The sequence below is a fragment of the Vibrio sp. V33_P6A3T137 genome (assembly GCF_009904835.1).
Classification (GTDB): Bacteria; Pseudomonadota; Gammaproteobacteria; order Enterobacterales; family Vibrionaceae; genus Vibrio; species Vibrio metschnikovii.
On the sequence record NZ_WXWK01000088.1, the window covers coordinates 1 to 17,859 of the forward strand.

Annotated in this window: 17 protein-coding genes; 9 read left to right on the forward strand and 8 right to left on the reverse strand. The window is 44.0% G+C overall.

Annotated features, from left to right (window positions below; translation table 11 throughout):
* Positions 1-278: 278 nt before the first annotated feature.
* Positions 279-461, reverse strand: a complete 183-nt coding sequence (locus CAG60_RS16755; protein ID WP_161438737.1) for a type I-F CRISPR-associated endoribonuclease Cas6/Csy4 — start codon at positions 459-461, stop codon at positions 279-281.
* A gap of 81 nt (positions 462-542) precedes the next feature.
* Between CAG60_RS16755 and CAG60_RS08575 the strand changes: the two genes are divergently transcribed.
* Positions 543-1,079 (forward strand): TrmH family RNA methyltransferase, encoded by a 537-nt coding sequence (locus tag CAG60_RS08575; protein ID WP_161438738.1) that lies wholly within the window; start codon positions 543-545, stop codon positions 1,077-1,079.
* A 113-nt stretch (positions 1,080-1,192) separates the two neighbouring features.
* On the opposite strand, the gene CAG60_RS08580 is transcribed toward CAG60_RS08575, so the two are convergent.
* Genes CAG60_RS08580 through budA form a run of 3 tightly spaced genes read right to left on the reverse strand, consistent with a single transcriptional unit; the run spans position 1,193 to position 4,472 of the window.
* Positions 1,193-1,951: an SDR family NAD(P)-dependent oxidoreductase gene (locus tag CAG60_RS08580; protein WP_161438739.1), complete on the reverse strand. Its 759-nt coding sequence runs from the start codon at positions 1,949-1,951 to the stop codon at positions 1,193-1,195.
* Positions 1,948-3,654, reverse strand: a complete 1,707-nt coding sequence (gene alsS, locus CAG60_RS08585) for an acetolactate synthase AlsS (protein ID WP_161438740.1) — start codon at positions 3,652-3,654, stop codon at positions 1,948-1,950. The genes CAG60_RS08580 and alsS overlap by 4 nt, the downstream gene beginning before the upstream one ends.
* Positions 3,655-3,686: 32 nt before the next feature.
* Positions 3,687-4,472, reverse strand: a complete 786-nt coding sequence (budA, locus tag CAG60_RS08590; protein ID WP_154170661.1) for an acetolactate decarboxylase — start codon at positions 4,470-4,472, stop codon at positions 3,687-3,689.
* 108 nt (positions 4,473-4,580) lie between these two features.
* On the opposite strand from budA, the gene CAG60_RS08595 reads away from it, so the two are divergent.
* The 7 genes from CAG60_RS08595 to purT all read left to right on the forward strand — a co-directional run bounded on the left by CAG60_RS08595 (position 4,581) and on the right by purT (position 11,165).
* On the forward strand, positions 4,581-5,468 hold the full coding sequence (locus CAG60_RS08595) for a LysR family transcriptional regulator (RefSeq protein ID WP_158138370.1): 888 nt from the start codon (positions 4,581-4,583) through the stop codon (positions 5,466-5,468).
* Positions 5,469-5,523: 55 nt separating this feature from the next.
* On the forward strand, positions 5,524-5,910 hold the full coding sequence (locus CAG60_RS08600; protein ID WP_158143956.1) for a thiol-disulfide oxidoreductase DCC family protein: 387 nt from the start codon (positions 5,524-5,526) through the stop codon (positions 5,908-5,910).
* A gap of 274 nt (positions 5,911-6,184) precedes the next feature.
* Positions 6,185-7,627: an exodeoxyribonuclease I gene (gene sbcB, locus CAG60_RS08605; RefSeq protein WP_161426336.1), complete on the forward strand. Its 1,443-nt coding sequence runs from the start codon at positions 6,185-6,187 to the stop codon at positions 7,625-7,627.
* Between the two features lie 32 nt (positions 7,628-7,659).
* The gene (locus CAG60_RS08610) at positions 7,660-8,046 is read left to right on the forward strand and encodes a CidA/LrgA family protein (protein WP_115152724.1); all 387 of its coding nucleotides are present in this window, start codon (positions 7,660-7,662) and stop codon (positions 8,044-8,046) included.
* Positions 8,046-8,723 carry a CidB/LrgB family autolysis modulator gene (locus tag CAG60_RS08615; RefSeq protein WP_161438741.1) on the forward strand — a complete coding sequence of 226 codons (678 nt, stop codon included), beginning with the start codon at positions 8,046-8,048 and terminating at the stop codon, positions 8,721-8,723. Before CAG60_RS08610 ends, CAG60_RS08615 begins: the two co-directional genes overlap by 1 nt.
* 163 nt (positions 8,724-8,886) lie before the next feature.
* Entirely contained in the window at positions 8,887-9,774 is an 888-nt protein-coding gene (gene cdd, locus CAG60_RS08620) for a cytidine deaminase (RefSeq protein ID WP_161438742.1), read from the forward strand.
* A gap of 215 nt (positions 9,775-9,989) precedes the next feature.
* On the forward strand, positions 9,990-11,165 hold the full coding sequence (gene purT / locus CAG60_RS08625; protein WP_161438743.1) for a formate-dependent phosphoribosylglycinamide formyltransferase: 1,176 nt from the start codon (positions 9,990-9,992) through the stop codon (positions 11,163-11,165).
* 82 nt (positions 11,166-11,247) lie between these two features.
* Here purT and CAG60_RS16760 read toward each other — a convergent pair whose 3' ends face one another.
* Together CAG60_RS16760 and CAG60_RS08635 are read right to left on the reverse strand one after the other, a co-directional pair.
* Complete coding sequence (locus CAG60_RS16760; protein ID WP_161438744.1) at positions 11,248-12,552, reverse strand: methyl-accepting chemotaxis protein; 1,305 nt, start codon at positions 12,550-12,552, stop codon at positions 11,248-11,250.
* A 105-nt stretch (positions 12,553-12,657) separates the two neighbouring features.
* Positions 12,658-13,305, reverse strand: coding sequence for a thiopurine S-methyltransferase (locus CAG60_RS08635; protein WP_004395414.1), 648 nt, complete (start codon positions 13,303-13,305; stop codon positions 12,658-12,660).
* A gap of 326 nt (positions 13,306-13,631) precedes the next feature.
* Between CAG60_RS08635 and CAG60_RS08640 the strand changes: the two genes are divergently transcribed.
* Positions 13,632-14,408, forward strand: coding sequence for a RelA/SpoT domain-containing protein (locus tag CAG60_RS08640; RefSeq protein WP_161438745.1), 777 nt, complete (start codon positions 13,632-13,634; stop codon positions 14,406-14,408).
* Positions 14,409-14,530: 122 nt separating this feature from the next.
* Here the strand turns inward: CAG60_RS08640 and CAG60_RS08645 are convergent, their stop codons facing one another.
* Positions 14,531-16,948, reverse strand: coding sequence for a M9 family metallopeptidase (locus CAG60_RS08645; protein ID WP_161438746.1), 2,418 nt, complete (start codon positions 16,946-16,948; stop codon positions 14,531-14,533).
* 328 nt (positions 16,949-17,276) lie between these two features.
* Positions 17,277-17,573: an integration host factor subunit alpha gene (ihfA, locus tag CAG60_RS08650; RefSeq protein ID WP_004395417.1), complete on the reverse strand. Its 297-nt coding sequence runs from the start codon at positions 17,571-17,573 to the stop codon at positions 17,277-17,279.
* Between the last annotated feature and the right edge of the window lie 286 nt (positions 17,574-17,859).

Genomic DNA, 17,859 nt, shown 5'->3' on the forward strand with positions numbered 1-17,859 from the left:
TTTCTAAGCTGCCTGTGCGGCAGTGAACCTTGACTTCTTAATTTTACGTGCATCCTTGCATTTCTAAGCTGCCTGTGCGGCAGTGAACGGTGATACAACAACGAAACCCTCTCCATGTAATTTCTAAGCTGCCTGTGCGGCAGTGAACTATAGAATAACAACATAAAAATAAGTTACAACAAGCAGTTAGAGTAAAAAAGCCATTTTTACCCTATTTTAAATCACATGCTGTAACTATTTGTATTTAAAAGTTATTTTTAAAGAGCAAAAAAATAGGGTTAAAACCAAGGAACCGTAGTGGTATGACTTAGCCCATAGGAATCAAATTTTCCGGGTACTCGCAGTGGCTGCATTTCACCAAATTCAAAGAAGTTACGATACGTTTGTCCTGTAGAGCCACTCGCCATAACATTACGACTATCACAGTGTGGATGGCAAAATCGGCAAGATGGCTCTGCCACTTCACCCTCAATGGATACTTTTCCTTCTCATGATAGATTTTGGCGCTATACTGCTCGCCCCAATTTTAAGAGGAAAACGTTGTGAACAATGAAACGTCAGTGATCATTGGCTTATGTAACCCGAAAAGCCCAACCAATGTCGGTGGTGTACTGCGTGCGGTGGGGTGTTATCAAGCTGATGCGATTCGTTATACGGGAACCCGTTACGACCGAGCAGTGAAACTGCAAACGGACACCAAAAACCGTCAAAATAGCATTCCCCTGATCGCCGTCACTGATATCACCGCAAATTTACCGAGTGGTTGCAGAATTGTTTGTGTGGAACTGGCAGAAGGCGCGACGCCACTGCCTGAGTTTGTTCACCCTCCACAGGCGCTTTATGTATTTGGTCCTGAAGATGGCTCTATTCCTCAAGCCATTATCAATCAAGCCGATGATGTAGTCTATGTCCCGACCGTGGGCTGTATGAATTTAGCCGCTAGTGTTAATGTATTACTGTATGACCGACTTGCCAAAACTAACGCTGACATCGATCATCAACAGCAAATCATTACCAATCGCGATGTCAAAAACCGCTTGAAGTTTCAGCGCAACAAACTCAATCCAGCGAATGATTAATCGAAAACTCTCTATCTCTTCCCTCATCACTGTGTTTTGATTCATTCGAACAAAAAGCCAGTACGCTCTACACTCATACTGGCTTTGCTGTGTAAATCATCGTGAATTGCGGATTAGACGATTTTCGGTTGCCCATCTGAGGCCGTCGCGCCACCATCAACGGGCAAATTCACACCATTGATAAATGAAGCATCATCACTGGCTAAAAACGCGACTACCGCAGCTATCTCTTGTGGTTCAGCGGCACGCCCTAATGGGATGCGTTCATTAAATTTATCTCGCACTGAATCAGGCCAACCATTGGTCATATTGGTTTTCACTAAGCTTGGGCATACCGCATTGATGCGAACGCCAGCTAAACCATGGTCTAGCGCCATCGCACGCGTTAAATTGACGACGGCTCCTTTCGTTGCACAATAGAATGCTGCGCCCCAATCACCACCTAAACCAGAAACCGATGCGGTGTTAACAATGCAGCCACGGGTTTTCAGTAATTCTGGTAAGGCAAATTTCGCGCAGTAAACCACCCCATCGATATTGACTGCCGAAATTTTCTGCCAGTCTTCTACGCTGCATTCCAGTACCGTTCCGGGAATATGAATCCCCGCGTTGTTGACTAAAATATCCAGTTGACCAAAGCGCTCTACGCAAGTTTGCACCAAGGCTGCCACTTGCTGGGCATTTGATACATCCACTTTCTGCGCGGCAACAAGAGACTTATCAAAATACTCTAAAGCATTCAGCAACTGCTCTTGATCCCAGTCGGCGAGCATCAGTTTAACGCCTTCATCATACAAACGCTGTGCAATCGCTAAACCAATGCCATTAGCGGCACCGGTGATGATCGCGACTTTATTCGTTAACCCTTTCATAGTAACACTCCTTCATTATTGATTTGAAAAACAGGATCTTGATGCTGCTCACTACGAGCCTGCATGAGTTTATAGTTGTCTGAGTAGTCGACTGGAATCGCGACAACTGCTGGCCCTTCGACTTCCATGGCTTGACGAAGGATAGGCATTAATTGATCCGCTTGGGTCACGGCAAATCCATGCGCACCAAACGATTGCGCGTAAGCTTGAAAATCAATTGGGCCAAATTTTACCCCTGAGCTGCGTTGATATTTTTGTTGCTCCTGCATTTCGACCATGTTGTAAGCACGATCAACCCAGATAATATGGACAATGTTGCATTTTAAGCGCACCGCGGTTTCTAATTCCATGCTCGACTGCATAAAGCCACCATCACCAGAAACCGAGACCACTTTATGCCCAGGTTTTAATAGGCTCGCAGCAATCGCCCAAGGTAGCGCAACGCCCATGGTTTGCTGACCATTCGAGACCAACATCTGCCGAGCTCGAAAACAACTTAAATAGCGCGCAATCCAAATGTGAAAACTCCCCATATCAAGACATAATGTCGTATCGGGCGTGATGATCGCCTGCATGGTTTTAATCAAGCTTAAAGGGTGAAAACCTGCGGCTTTCTGCTTAATCGGATAGCTTTTGATGATATGCCTTTGCTGCGTCACTTCTTCTAAAATCGATAATGCCGTAGGCGATAAACGGACAAATTCCGTCATCTGTGCACAAAGGGCTTGTAACGTTGCTCCAATATGACCAATCATTTCAATACAAGGTTGGTAGTGTTGTTGGTACTGTGCTGGTTCAATATCAATATGGATGATCGGGCAACGATGCGCATTCCATAGCTCTGGGTCGTATTCGATCGGGTTAAAACCGATGGTGATGATTAAATCCGCATCTTGCAGTAACACATCTCCCGGCTGATTATTGAATAGTCCGACTCGGCCAGCAAAATGGTGATAGTAGTTAATATCCACCGCACCTGCCGCTTGATAAGTGCCAACCACCGGTAACTGCGTTTTTTGTAAAAATTGACTGATCATAGAGGCGGTGACTTGATCGCTCGCATGTAAGCCAAGCAGCACCACGCAGCGCTGCGCTTTACTGATCCGATTGACGGCCTCTTCAACCGCCGCCAGATCGGCGTAACCGGTTGGGCGATAGCTAGGTGGGATGACTAAATCGGTCTCCGTTTGATCACTTAACACATCTTGCGGAACACTGATAAAACATGCCCCTTGACGACCAGACTCGGCAATTCGAAACGCATTAGCCATGATTTCACTCGCCGCATCAACATGCTGGATCTCTGCGCTGTATTTGGTTACCGAGCGAAAAATGCTCACGGTATCCATACTCTGGTGAGTCTGTTTTTGCTGGTAAGTTCGTTTTACCGCACCACCAATAGCCAACATCGGATCGCCCTCGGCGTTAGCCGTTGCAACGCCAGTCACTAAATTTCCACATCCCGGTCCTGAGGTCGCCAAGGTGACTCCCGCTTTACCAGTTAAGCGGCCCATGATACCAGCCATAAACGCGCCATTGGCTTCATGTCTCACCGGGATCAGATCAATGCGGGTATCTTCAAGTGCGTCAAATAACCGATCAATTTTGGCACCGGGTATACCGAACACATAACGAACGCCTAAAGTTTCTAGCTGCTGTGCGATTAACTGCGCGCCATTGCGCAAAGTATGATGAGAGGACATAACGTTTCCTTTTTGACTGACAAAGTATTGGATTATTTTTCAGCCGCTTCGATGGCGGAATAAAGATCTTTTGGCATCAGATCGGCATCAAGAAACTCGCTCGATATCGGTGTATCAATCACTAAGCGCGACACACGACCGATTTGTAAAAACCCCGATGAAACAACGTAATCCTGAACATGACCGCCCCCCGTTCTCGCTTGATCAATAAAGTGCTCATGGTAACCGGGGACATTAATCCCCGTGGTGTATCGCGGACTGCGAAACCCCGCCATCACCCCCGATTGATGTTCAAAATGAAACGTTGGTTGCTGTTTGATCGCTTCGAGCATCGGCCGATAAGGACGCTGCTGTTTAGGTACGGTGCGGGTTTGGACTAATGGAAAATCCCCTTCAAGCCGAATCGCGCAAAATACATTGTCACTAGGCACCAAACGATCGATGAGCTGATGCACTTCCTGACGAGTTAACGTGTCATTAATGGGCAATTCAATGTCTGGTTTAAAGAAAGTAAACACCGCAAAAGGCGTTTTTTGATCAAGTTGAGCAGGATGCGCTGAGCCATTAGCGTGCAATTGAAATACTTGACTATCAAAAGCGATCAATTCGCCATCCAATTGATTAAATGTCCCTAAACCGAAGTCTCCGTGTTTAAGCAGTTCGGCAATGGTTGTCGAACCTTCATAGACACCAGCAATCAAGGCACTCATCAAGGAAGTCTGATAAATCTCCCCTTCTCCCGAACCTTGCTGATAATGAGCAAATTGTTGTGCAATTTGTTGAGGACAAGAACAGACCGCAGAGATTAAACGTTGCATCATTCAATCCTAATATGAACTAAAGCGTACATTTAGATTGACTTGCTATGCGCAACAAATCCAATATAAAAAAGATTTATTTTGATATGAAAAAAATATGGATGAACCATGGAATTTCGCTACATGAAGTATTTTGTCGCAGTCGCCAAAGCCAAGCATTTTACCCGCGCCGCTGAGCAGTTGGGTATCGCCCAGCCACCACTCAGTCAACAGATCAAAAAGTTAGAGGATGAGCTTGGGGTCACTCTGTTTAAGCGCCTGCCTCGCGGCGTTGAGCTCACGACCGCCGGTGAAGTGTTTTATCATGACGCACAGCATATTTTAGAAGAAGTCGAACGCTGCCAACGTAAGTTAGAACAAATTGCGCGCGGTGAAAAACAGGAACTGCGTATCGGTTTTGCCTCCTCAACTGCCAGTAGCCGCAGCGTTTTAGAGAATATCCGCCAATTGCATGAACAGTGTCCAACTCTCCATTTAATTGCCGTTGAGCACTCAATGCCCGAGCTCGTTACGTTACTTAAACAACAACGTCTAGAGCTGGCTTTTCTGCGCTTGCCTTGTTATGCCAGTGAGTCACTCAACCAACAGATCTTATTTGATGATCCTTTTGTGGCTGTCATGCCGATTAATCATCGATTGGCGGCTCATTCAACACTTTATTTGGCGCAGTTGCATAATGAAAATGTGCTGATGTTTCCTAGAGATACTGGACCCGCGTTATACGATCGTATTGAGGCAGCTTTACATCATGCCGGCGTACATATAGCTCAGCCTTACGCTGCACCACAACTGCGTACCGCAATTACCATGGCACAAGCCGGTTTTGGTATCGCCATTGTACCGTTATCTTTAACTGAGCATCTCGACCAATCCGTCGTTATACAACATCTCAACGACATGCCTTTTGTCAGCCAGGTCGCATTGGTATGGAATAGCCGGCATCATCACCCGTTAATTAATACCAGCATCCAATGTATGCGCAGCCCTAAACAGTGATCGACACCGTCACGAAGACGTATAATAAGCATGATAATTTTAACCGGACCCAACCATGACTAAATTAACTTTATTTTATGATGCCACTTGCCCATTGTGCGTTAAAGAAATGGATACTCTTAGGCGACTAGATAAAAAACAATCGCTTAAGATGATTGATATTTATAGTGAGGATATTGCCGCTTATCCACAGATTGATATTGAGCAAGCAGGCATTATTTTGCACGGATTAGACGAATCACAGCAACTGATTCTCGGCTTAGACGCGGTGCATCGTGCTTGGCAATTAGTCGGAAAAGGTTGGATTTATGCTCCACTACGTTGGCGATTGATTAAACCTTTGGCCGATAAAGCGTATTTGTATTTTGCCAAACACCGTTATCGTTTCTCGTTTTGGTTAACTGGCACCGCTAAATGCACTAATAACCAATGTTCGCGTTAACTATTTTTCTTTAGCGCCTAGATTGACATCAATTGAAAGCCAGTTGCTTGTGCAAAGCGCGATCGCTCTTGCATTGTCAGTGGATATGATCAGATACTTAGCCTATCAATACTGCTCAATCATTTTCTAGTGACCGAATACTAATACTCCGCCGATCTCGCTAACCAGATCGTGCCATCGGTTACTGGCTGTGGTTGTATCGTAATGTCCAAACCGACGTCATGAATGAGAGCAGCAACTCTCTTTATCAATCGACGGAAAGATAAGGCCTACTTTGAAAAATTCCAGACCTCACAACGCAGATCATCAACCGACATTTTTCTTCCTAGATTATGAAACGTGGGGGACGAGCCCAGCCAAAGATCGTCCCAGCCAGTTTGCTGGTGTGCGTACCGATATGGACTTTAATATCATTGGCGAGCCGCTGGTCATCTATTGTCAACTGCCTAGCGACTATTTGCCCTCACCAGAAGCCGCTTTGATAACGGGTATTACGCCACAAAAAGCGATGGCAGAAGGGTTGCCAGAACCAGAATTTATTGCCCGCATTCATGCTGAACTGGCCACACCTAATACCACCAGTTTAGGCTATAACAGCATTCGTTTTGATGATGAAGTAACTCGCTATACCTGTTATCGGAATTTTATTGACCCCTACGCTTGGAGTTGGCAACAAGGCAACTCACGCTGGGATTTACTTGATGTGATGCGTGCGTGTCATGCTTTGCGCCCAGAAGGTATTGAATGGCCTGAAAACCAAGAAGGCTTTACCAGTTTTAAACTGGAGCACCTTTCTAAAGCCAATGGTATAGAACACAGCAATGCTCACGATGCGATGGCTGATGTGATTGCCACCATTGAGCTCGCAAAAAAAATCAAAGCCGCACAGCCTAAGCTGTTTGATTATTTCTTATCGATGCGCCATAAGCGTAAGCTGATTGATTTGGTTGATATTGTTAACATGACGCCATTAATGCATGTCTCTGGCATGCTAGGACGTGAGCGCAGTTACACCAGTTGGGTTGTACCTATTGCTTGGCACCCCACCAATCAAAATGCCGTAATCGTGGTCGATTTGGCGAAAAATCCCGAGCCGTTATTCGAGTTAACCAGCGAGCAACTCTTACAGCGCCTCTATACTAAACATGATGACTTGGCAGAGGGTGAGCTGCCTGCGCCAGTTAAGTTGATTCATTTGAATAAGTGCCCCATTTTAGCCCCAGCGAAAACCCTTACCGCTGAAAATGCCGCCACCATAGGTATTAACCGCGAGCAGTGCTTGGCTCATCTTTCGCAAATTCGTCAACAACCAACATTGCGTGAAAAGTTAGTGGATGTGTTTAGTGCTGAACGTGATTTTTCAGCCAGCAGTGATGTCGATAGCCAACTCTATGATGGGTTCTTTTCTCCTTCCGATCGCGCGGCAATGGACATTATTCGCTCTGCGGCGCCGGAGTCGCTCGCTGATTTAGATATTCAATTCAGTGATCAACGCATTGCACCCCTGCTGTTTCGTTATCGAGCTCGTCATTATCCTTGGACACTCAATGAAACAGAACAGCGCCGCTGGGCAAGCCATTGTCAAGATTACTTTGCTACTCAGTTACCAAGTTATATGCTCAACTTAGAAAATTTGGTCGAGCAACATCAACACGATGCTAAAAAAATCGCCATACTGAAAGCGGTGTATCATTATGTTGAAGCGCTGGCTTCTTAAACGGCTTATAAAAAGAAGGCTTTATTAACGCTATGATACCTAACTTAGCCAAATTATTGAAAACGACCGCGCAGTACGTAGTCTCAATGGGACTGATTTTCCTCTGTCTTTGGGCTGGAGTTAGCCTACAACATTGGTTAGGAATTACGATTCCAGGCAGTATTTTTGGCTTGTTGATTTTATTTGCTTTACTGGCTAGCGGTCTCGTTCCCGTCGACTGGGTTCGGCCCAGCGCGCATCTTTTTATCCGTTATATGATTTTGCTGTTCGTACCGATCAGCGTCGGTTTGATGGTCCATTTTGATAGGTTATCCGCTAATCTTTGGCCGATTCTCGCCAGTGCGATTGGCGGTACCGCTTTGGTTTTAGTTTCTCTTGGCTATGTGCTTGATCGCTTTCTCAAAAGAGGCAAAAAATAATGTGGTTACTGGTTACGCTGATGGTGTTTTTTTTCGCTCGTTGGGTAGCACAAAAATACCGTTCACCTTTGGTCAACCCATTGTTGATCTGCATCGCTATCTTAATTCCGTTACTGATCGTTTTAGAGGTTCCTTACCAAGCCTATTACGCCGATAACCATTGGATCAGTGATTTACTCCAGCCAGCCGTCGTGGCGCTGGCCTACCCTCTTTACGAACAGCTGCCACAAATCCGTTCGAATTGGCGGATTATTCTATTAGCCTGTGGGGTGGGAAGTATTATGTCCATGCTCACGGCCAGTATTATTGCCTTATCAATGCAAGCGGATATCGCGTTAGTCGCTGCCTTGATGGGCAAATCCGTCACCACACCGATTGCCATGGAAGTGAGCAGTAATTTGGGTGGAGAGCCCGCTATCGCCGCCATTCTTGTCCTGTTGGTGGGGTTATTTGGCGCTATTATGGCCTACCCGATTTATAACCTGCTTAATATTACCCACCCGATTGCCAGAGGCTTAACCACAGGGACTATTGCTCACGCGCTAGGAACGGCTACCTGCGCTGAAAAAGATCCTCGAGACGCGGCGTTCAGCTCGTTGGCTCTTGTGCTCTGTGGTGTAATCACCTCCATTTTAGCTCCCGGCTTGTTTGCTTTTAGTCTATGGCTTTTTTATTAAACTCGCCTTGTTGAGGTTTTGGGGAATTCGATGGGTATTATGTGTGACCTCACTCTAATTATGAAAAATGAAATCAATTTACATTTAAAAAAGTGACAACAATCACAGATTGGCCGCGATAATTATCTAAAATGGAGCTCAATTGACCAATTAAGGATGAATTATGCATAGCCGAATTGAACAGGCATTATCACCAATGCCAGCCGCGCTTACCGAGTATCTAACGCCCATCGTCACGGCTGATCATTTTGATGCCACCCTTTCTGCTGATCAATTCAATCAATTACTCGCCTTATCGGGATTAAGTGACGCCGATCTCAGAGTCGCTTTATTGCCACTCGCTGCCGCTTATGCGTACGTACCTATTTCAAATTTTCATGTGGGGGCGATTGCTCGAGGAGTAAGTGGACGACTCTATTTTGGCGCTAACATGGAATTCTCTGGAGCACAGCTAGGACAAACGATTCATGCAGAGCAAGCCGCGATCAGCCATGCGTGGATGAAGGGTGAACAAGGTCTAGCCAGTATGACCGTTAACTATAGTCCTTGTGGTCACTGCCGACAGTTTATGAATGAACTGAACACAGCTCCCTCTTTAACCATTCAACTGCCACAACGTGAAGAAAAGTCCTTACAGTATTATTTACCTGAATCTTTTGGTCCAAGTGATTTGGGAATTCAATCTGCATTAATGACCCCGATTGATCATGGTTACCGTAGTGATGAGCAAGATGCATTAATTCAAACCGCCATCGGCGCACTCAACCGTAGCCATGCCCCTTATACTAATAATCTCAGTGGCGTAGCTTTGCGCAGTGCTTCTGGTGCTGAATACAACGGCGCTTATGCCGAGAATGCCGCTTTTAATCCAAGCTTACCACCGTTACAAGTCGCGTTAATCCAATTGCGTATGGCAGGGGAAGAATTCACCGACTTAGCGGGCGCTGCGTTAGTCGAGATGGCACAAGGTCAAATCAGCCATTTAGCCGATACACAAGCCACGTTAGAAACGATTAATCCAGACCTTCCTCTGATTTATTTAGCACTCTAGTCTTAGCCAATATTGATTACTCATCGCGTTAGTATATTGATGAGTAATCGATAACAAACCGACTTTATTACCGCACTCATACCCATACTTAATTTCCTCCAACCCAAATAGCAAACGTTTTCTTTTTCATGCTGTTCCAGTATCATTGCCGCTGTTTTTATCTCTCAAGCGAAAGTCAATGTCATCTGGGCATTGAGTATGAATAAGGATTCTTTATGTTGGGAACGGCTACTCTCAATAGTGCAACACGGGTGCTATTACTTGGTTCAGGCGAACTCGGTAAGGAAGTCGCTATTGAATGTCAACGTCTTGGTTTAGAAGTCATTGCTTGTGATCGCTATGCGAATGCCCCTGCGATGCAAGTCGCACATCGCTACCATGTATTCGATATGCTTGATCCTCAAGCGCTGCAGCAAGTCATCGAGCAAGAGCAACCTCACTATATCGTGCCAGAAGTGGAAGCCATCGCCACGAATAAACTAGTCGAATTAGAAACACAAGGTTTCACGGTTATCCCAACCGCCAAAGCGACTCAATTGACGATGAATCGAGAAGGCATTCGCCGTCTCGCGGCTGAGCAGCTATCGCTACCAACCTCCAATTATCAATTTGCGGATAGCTATGAGCAATTCGTGCTCGCTGTCGAGCAAATTGGCTTACCTTGTGTCTGTAAACCGATCATGAGCTCTTCTGGTAAAGGTCAAAGTGTTTTAAAAAGCCCAGAAGATATTGAACAAGCATGGCACTATGCTCAACAAGGCGGACGTTCAGGTGCAGGTCGAGTGATCGTCGAAGGTTTTGTTGATTTTGATTATGAAATCACCTTATTAACGATTCGCGCTATCGATGGTGTCCATTTTTGCGCCCCTATCGGTCACCGACAAGAAGAGGGTGATTATCGTGAGTCTTGGCAGCCACAAGCAATGTCCGAAAATGCCTTAAAAGCCGCAGAATATGTTGCCGAGGAAATTGTTAATGCGCTTGGTGGCTATGGATTATTTGGTGTTGAATTGTTCGTCAAAGGCGACCAAGTCATTTTCAATGAGGTCTCCCCTCGACCACACGATACTGGTATGGTGACGATGATTTCGCAAGATTTATCGGAATTTGCACTGCACGTGCGGGCTTTTATCGGTTTACCCGTCGGAGCGATAACTCAATATGGGCCTTCAGCTTCAGCCGCAATTCTTGGTCAAGGTATCTCAAACAACATCCAATTTTCAGGATTGGATGATGCGCTAAGTGTACCAACCGCTCAGGTTCGTCTATTTGCGAAACCTGAGATTAATGGGCGTCGTCGTTTAGGTGTCGCTTTAACACGTGGTAAAACGACGACCGAAGCCACAGATCGAGCCATAGAATGCGCTAAAGCGATTAGTATTGAGTACTAATCGTATTACTGTCACTCAACAATAAATCGTGTCGATAACAAAAACAGCGTTCTCATTATGATCAGTAATGAGAACGGCAACACTATTTGATTTTTTCTATCGTCTCCGCAACGTACACCGCACCCTTACGTATTTCTTCAATCAATGTTTTGGTAATACTTAACTGGTTATTACACTCTGTCACCTTGGAACGCACACTGTCTAAACTCGCTTCTGAGGTTGTCGTTAATTCGGTATTTCTTTTTACAATGGCACTGATTTCATCGGTCGCTTTAGAGGTGTTGGCTGCAAGTGAGCGGACTTCATCGGCAACGACCGCAAATCCACGGCCATACTCGCCAGCCCTCGCCGCTTCAATCGCCGCATTCAACGCCAATAAGTTGGTTTGATCAGCGATACTAGAAATGGTGGTCACAATTTGCACAATCTGTTTAGATTGCCCAGCTAATTGCCCCATTAGCTCATTGGCTTTATTGACCGTAGCTTCAATATCTTGTGCACTAGCAGCCGCATCGGCCACCATTTTTGAACCATCATGAGTTAGAGAAACCGTTTCTTGAGAACGCTGCTCGGCAATCAGAGTAGCCTCTTCTATCCGTTTTGACCTTTGTATTCTATCGGTTATATCACTAGCAAATTTAGTAACTCGAACGATCTTACCTTGATCATCAAAAATCGGATTGTAGGTCGCTTCTATCCAAATTTCCTCACCATACTTAGTCAAGCGTTTAAATAATCCTGATTGAAACTTGCCTTTCGCTAATTCGCTCCAGAATTTAGGGTGTTCTTGATGAAACGCTTCATCGCAAAAAATACGATGATGTTTACCGACAATCTCATTCAATTGATAACCAAGTGCCGTTAAGAAATTTTTATTGGCTTCAATAATTGTCCCATCCGGTGTGAAAGAGATCACCGCCATCGATTTCTCCACAGCATTAAAAACGGCCGCCTGCGAATCTAATTTTTGTTTCGCTTTAGTCACATCACTGGCAATTTTAATCACCTTATAGACTTTACCTTGCTGATTTTTAATCGGTATATAGGTCGCTTCGATCCAAATTTCTTGCCCGCTTTTGGTTAAACGACTGAACGTTCCCGATTGAGATTGCCCTTGAGCAAGCTGCTGCCAAAAAGTTGAGTAAGCAGGTGAATCACTCAGTTTTTTAGCACAGAACATTCGATGATGATGCCCTTTAATCTCTTCTAAACCATACCCTGTGACTTGTAAGAAAAGCTTATTCGCAGATAACACTTCACCTCGGGGTGTAAACTCGATGTAAGCGGTATGATTACCGATTGCCGCAAGAATATCGCCCGCAGCGATTAACTGGTCACGCTCTTGAGTAACTTGTTTTAATTGTTTGGACTGCTGATTAAAAAACATAAAACGATCCTTATTATCTACGGCTAAGGCTGAGGCTCAAAATAGAGCCTAATTAACAAATCCTTGATTACAGTTTATATCATTATGCCGAAAAGCCTTGGCTCTTTATGTTTTTATTAACCAGACCTCTTCAGCAAAATAACTGACTCCTTTTTTGACGCTTTCCGGATGCTGTGCATCCACTTCATCACGAGCTAAACGTTGGATATCAAAACCATTAAATAACTGACGAATTTCTTGTTCATTAACACTAAATGGTGGGCCGCTGCGCTCTTCTTGAGGATAATCCAAACTGATCAGCAATATTCTACCTCCCGGCTTCAGTAAGCTTTTTAAGCGCTCAGCATAGTGTACTCGCATCTCTTCTGGGAGAGCGATTAAGGCCGCGCGATCATAAATAATATCAACCGGAGTCAATGGCGCGGTAAAAATATCCCCAGTATAAAGAGTCAGTTCATCAAATTGGTAACTCTCATGCTGTGCAGACAGTTGAGTCACTAATGGCGTATAAAAATGTTCAGCAAAAAAGGCTCTTACTGCTATTGGGCTAAGCTCAACACCTTGAACCTCATCATGTCTAGCGGCTAGCCAGACTAAGTCTTCACTTTTTCCACACAAAGGAACAAAAACGTTATCGCTACGTTGGGGTAACGTCGCTGACCAATATTCCATGAGTAATGGATTAACGTCATCAAGATGGAAACCAAGCTGATTCGCCGCCCATTTGTTATGCCAAAATTCTGGATCTCTCATTTTTCTCAACCATTGTATTATTCAAAGACGACTAGCTTACTGATACGCTAAAGTACGCAAAAGGCTGCATTATGCTGTTGTCATCAATAAGGCTCAACATCAAATGTGAAGGATATACATTTCTTTACATTCGAATGCGGAACTGTGGACCCAATCAAGAGTCTCAACACTGTGACCAAAGCCATATTATTGAAATAGAGAAGATACTTTAGGTTGAATTCGTTTCAGTCACCCCAACTTAAACCTTAGTGGCTTCTGTTTGTTGTTGGATTAGCGTTCTTTTAAGTCCTTCTTTTGACCTAAACAACGCAAGCTAAGGAGAATGAATGAGTCTATTGCTAAGAACGACGGCCCTCATGCTATTCATGTTAAGCCGAGCCCCTGCCTTCGCCGCAACCATTCCGGTCAATGTATCGTCTCAAACGCCTCAAGGAGAATATCAAAATGAAATCAATGCCCAACGCTTTAAGCATAGTTTAAGTGGTTTATACGGTATCCAAACCACGCATCACTCGGTCATTCAACTATACAGTAACTTTGATGAACTTTATCAAAAAGCGAGTGACGCTCAACCAGAGCTAGAAGCCTTATGTACTGGTACCGCAATGCTCACATCGGCTCAAGCCCTATTTTCTGGAACTAAATCTCGTTCAAGAGCGCTCGAAAAAATCGCATTAGAACTCAATGGCCAACCAGAACGAATTACTGATTTAGCACGCGCGACCATCATTGCTGACGATGTACCAAGTTTAGTCGAAGCTTATGAGGTGTTAGGACGCGAAGCGAGGATCGTGAAAGTAAAAAATCGCTTTAAAACACCAGCAGCCTCTGGCTACCGTGATTTAAATCTCTTAGTCGAATTACCAAAAAGTAAAATTATTGCCGAAGTTCAATTGCACTTAAAAGCCATCGCGGAAGTCAAAAGTGGCCCAGAGCATGCTTTATACGAACAAATACAGCATATAGAACGTAACGCCAGCCAAGAGCAAAGACCACTCACCGATTGGGAAGTAGCCAAAATCCATCAAATTCGCCATCAATCTCTCAACTTATATCAACAGGCTTGGCAGCCGTACATTACGACAAATATCCAAGCGGCTTAATTATCTCGATCACAATAAAGAACGCAGAGTCTAGATGGCTCTGCGTTCTTTTGTTGATGTTTTGTCTATGAACTCATTAGTTTTTGAGCAAACTAAACTGAGTTCAATGATTTTTATCGTGATTAATCGAAATAAACCACTAAGTCAACATTCTCACCTCGTGCTTGCGCATCCAAAGTGAAGTAGATATAACCGGCTTTTTCTATTGGCATCGATAGATATTCATGACTGTCTGATCGCACAGAGTTCCATTGATAGTCATCTCTACTTGGCCATGTGACTGGGCTTGCAAAGAGATCAACATTATTCGTGGTGGATTGTGTTGGCGTCATCCATATTTGGACACGTTGAACACCTTCAGGGACGTAAATCGCTGCATAACGACGCTGATTCACCATTAAGTTCTGTTTGACCTCAGCCTCAAGGCGTATCGGGTTCAAATCGTCAACTTCATGGCTTGGGGTGCTAGTTTGGTCATATTGGATCTGTGCCAATAGCTTGACATCAGAAAACGCCGCTCTCCCAGTGACACTAATATAATAACGACCAGCTTGTACATAACCATCCGCTTGAGGCTTAAAACTTAATATCTCATTACTACCAAGGGCAACATTACTGAATTGATAATCATAATAATGAGCGACTTTTTCATAACTCATGTATAAGTCCGCATCACCTTGCCCATCAATCGTAACCTGAAAGCTTAACGTGCGCTCAGGAACATCAATATAATAGAGTTGCTCAGAAAGATAATTACCGTACAATATTATCGCTTGATTAGCCTCTAACTCTATCGGTTGTGCCTCTTGTGGCTGCTCAGGTGTTGGATCAATCGAGGGTTGCTCATCAACATTTAAGGTATCCAACCAGCGCGAAAAGTCCTCATCATATTGAGTACCTAATTGTTTCATCACTTCTGCCCACTGTGCATATTGACCTTGTCTTGCCAACGCCAGCAAGCGATCCACATCTTGAGGATGCACTTCTAACATATAGCGCACTGCGAGATAACCCCAACGATAAATACGATTAGTATCATGAGAATAGGTGGTCGCCATAACATCAGAAAGGCTCATTTTCCCCTGTTGAATCGTGCGAATAGCAGCATCGTAACCTTGTTTATAATGCATGTATTCCGCAAAACCTTCTAACCACCAGACAATATGTCCATGAGCAAGGTTTTCGCCAAAACCGCCATATAAGTTAAATCGTCCATCCAAATAGTGGACATATTCATGTTCAAGGTTAAGAATTGATAGCGCATCTTCACCGTTAGCATAGCGATAAGCGATAAATCGTGCTCGATTATTCGGATCGGCTGGATTGCCCTCTAGATACTGACCACCATTATCCGTCGTGTTATTAAACAAAAATGCGGAATAATCGACGTAACTTTGGTTATTCGCAAACACCACAACTTCTACTTTGTCATTCAAATCGTCGGCTACCGGTAGACCACCGCTATTGACAACCTGATGGAAATCTTGCTCTTTCGCGTTGAGAACCGAACAGACTTCACGCTCTTGTTGTATGGTCAAATCTTGCGAACGAACAATTGCTGGGCCATCACATTGGTGCCAATTAGGTAATATACGCGCTGCTAGGTTATCTTTTTGCGCTTCTATATTTATATCGGCAATCGCTTCTGGGGCGAAGTGCTGGAGCATCTCTACCGCTGCCAACCATAGCGTTTCATGTTCACTACCTAACGGGTAACGTTGTAACGTATCTAGCATCACTTGTTTCGCTTGTTGGCGAGTAACTAACTGAGAGGAAGCCAGTAACCGTCCTGTTTCTCGAATCGCATTAAAAACTAAAAATTTTGCGTCGGTGGTTAATGCCCACTGATTGTTTTGCGCAAACCGCTCCAAAGTATCAATATGTTGTGGATTGTGAGCTAAATATTGATAAAACTCATCTCGTCCGATATGACCGGCCATAGCTCTAAATAAATTATTTAAGCCATCAACCCATTGAGTATTTTGCGCAGTATCGGGGGTAAAGTGCTCTAATAACGCCATCATACTGTCCATCGTCAATGGCAGTTGTTTAATGCTATCCGCCATCAAACTCATGTTTTTAAAGGCACTAACTTGCTCTCGGCCTTGATTAACCACATGAGGAGAGCGCAGAAACTGATTGATTGTTTGTGCAATTCGCTCGTTTAATGCTTGAGAAAATGGCTGATGTTCACCTTGGGCATAAAAACGCACATAATAAGCAGCACGAATAAATTCACTTAAATTATTAATGATCTTCGCTTGATCCGCCTGCCCTTGATACTGACCAACGTGAGTCATTAAGTCACGCTGAATGGCTGCAATACTCTGTTCGCTGTATAAATCGTTGAGGCTATCTACTCCAGCGCTATACCATGAACTATAGCAAGTGTGGTCTGCATGTTTAATACTGGCTAACCGATCATCGGCCTGAGCTAATTCAGAAAAATAACAATGGTTATCAGCTAAACTGGCCGAAGAAAAAGCCAATAAACAGGCTAGCATTAATGGATGTTGACGACGTAAAGAAAAAGGAACCATATAACTCACTCCAAAGCGTAAGTGAGCTTTCCTAACGACTTGGATAAAAACCTAATTAGGTACGCCATTCATAGAAGGCCATTCTATAGCCTATTAAGACGGTACAGACATTAGTAGCATCCAGTTGCTTAGGTAAGCTTAAACTTAGGCGCTTTATTATTGATTGAACAGAGGCGTGGTTATACGGATAACGGCGGGGATATGAAACTAGGTTAATTTAAAAACAAGAGACTGCTTCCAAAACAGAAGTTAAGAAAGGCTTTTCTATCAACAGGTTAAGTAAAAACACCGAGGCCATACTTAACGTATGGCCTGATGCGATGTATTGCTATTTTACCACTTGAATATTTTCGACACGGGCTTTTAACTTCTGTCCTGGACGAAATGTAACGACACGCCGAGCTGAAATCGGAATATCTTCTCCAGTTTTAGGGTTTCGACCTGGCCTTTCACTTTTATCTCGCAGATCGAAATTACCGAAACCAGACAGTTTTACTTGTTCGCCATTCTCAAGTGCTTTACGAATTTCTTCAAAAAATACTTCCACCGTGTCCTTGGCATCCCGTTTACTAAACCCTAGTTTTTCGAACAGGTTTTCAGCCAAATCGGCTTTTGTGAGCGCCATAAACTTTCCTCAAAGCTAGGTTAAACTTTGCTGCATTAAGCAGCATAAAAATCATTTTTGTTCAGCCAATCAAAGACATATCGGCTCTGTTGAAAAGTGTATGCCAAGCTTATGATTTTCGCCAACTTTTTTATTATGAAGGATATCGACTGGGAAGCCTTTAGAATGGTACATTTTTCATACAGTCGTGAAATTAAAAACTTAATTTATTAAAAATAAAAAATTTAAATCTAAATTTACACATAAAATAAGACAATTAAAGACTATAACACTAAAAACACAAACC

Excerpts from the sequence above, each read along its gene's own strand:
- CAG60_RS08640 (WP_161438745.1), top strand. The coding sequence starts at position 13,632 with ATGAGTCTATTGCTAAGAACGACGGCCCTCATGCTATTCATGTTAAGC.
- CAG60_RS08645 (WP_161438746.1), bottom strand. The coding sequence starts at position 16,948 with ATGGTTCCTTTTTCTTTACGTCGTCAACATCCATTAATGCTAGCCTGT.
- CAG60_RS08595 (WP_158138370.1), top strand. The coding sequence starts at position 4,581 with ATGGAATTTCGCTACATGAAGTATTTTGTCGCAGTCGCCAAAGCCAAG.
- cdd (WP_161438742.1), top strand. The coding sequence starts at position 8,887 with ATGCATAGCCGAATTGAACAGGCATTATCACCAATGCCAGCCGCGCTT.
- CAG60_RS08580 (WP_161438739.1), bottom strand. The coding sequence starts at position 1,951 with ATGAAAGGGTTAACGAATAAAGTCGCGATCATCACCGGTGCCGCTAAT.
- CAG60_RS08610 (WP_115152724.1), top strand. The coding sequence starts at position 7,660 with ATGATACCTAACTTAGCCAAATTATTGAAAACGACCGCGCAGTACGTA.
- CAG60_RS08635 (WP_004395414.1), bottom strand. The coding sequence starts at position 13,305 with ATGAGAGATCCAGAATTTTGGCATAACAAATGGGCGGCGAATCAGCTT.
- CAG60_RS08600 (WP_158143956.1), top strand. The coding sequence starts at position 5,524 with ATGACTAAATTAACTTTATTTTATGATGCCACTTGCCCATTGTGCGTT.
- CAG60_RS08615 (WP_161438741.1), top strand. The coding sequence starts at position 8,046 with ATGTGGTTACTGGTTACGCTGATGGTGTTTTTTTTCGCTCGTTGGGTA.
- CAG60_RS16760 (WP_161438744.1), bottom strand. The coding sequence starts at position 12,552 with ATGTTTTTTAATCAGCAGTCCAAACAATTAAAACAAGTTACTCAAGAG.
- ihfA (WP_004395417.1), bottom strand. The coding sequence starts at position 17,573 with ATGGCGCTCACAAAAGCCGATTTGGCTGAAAACCTGTTCGAAAAACTA.
- budA (WP_154170661.1), bottom strand. The coding sequence starts at position 4,472 with ATGCAACGTTTAATCTCTGCGGTCTGTTCTTGTCCTCAACAAATTGCA.
- alsS (WP_161438740.1), bottom strand. The coding sequence starts at position 3,654 with ATGTCCTCTCATCATACTTTGCGCAATGGCGCGCAGTTAATCGCACAG.
- purT (WP_161438743.1), top strand. The coding sequence starts at position 9,990 with ATGTTGGGAACGGCTACTCTCAATAGTGCAACACGGGTGCTATTACTT.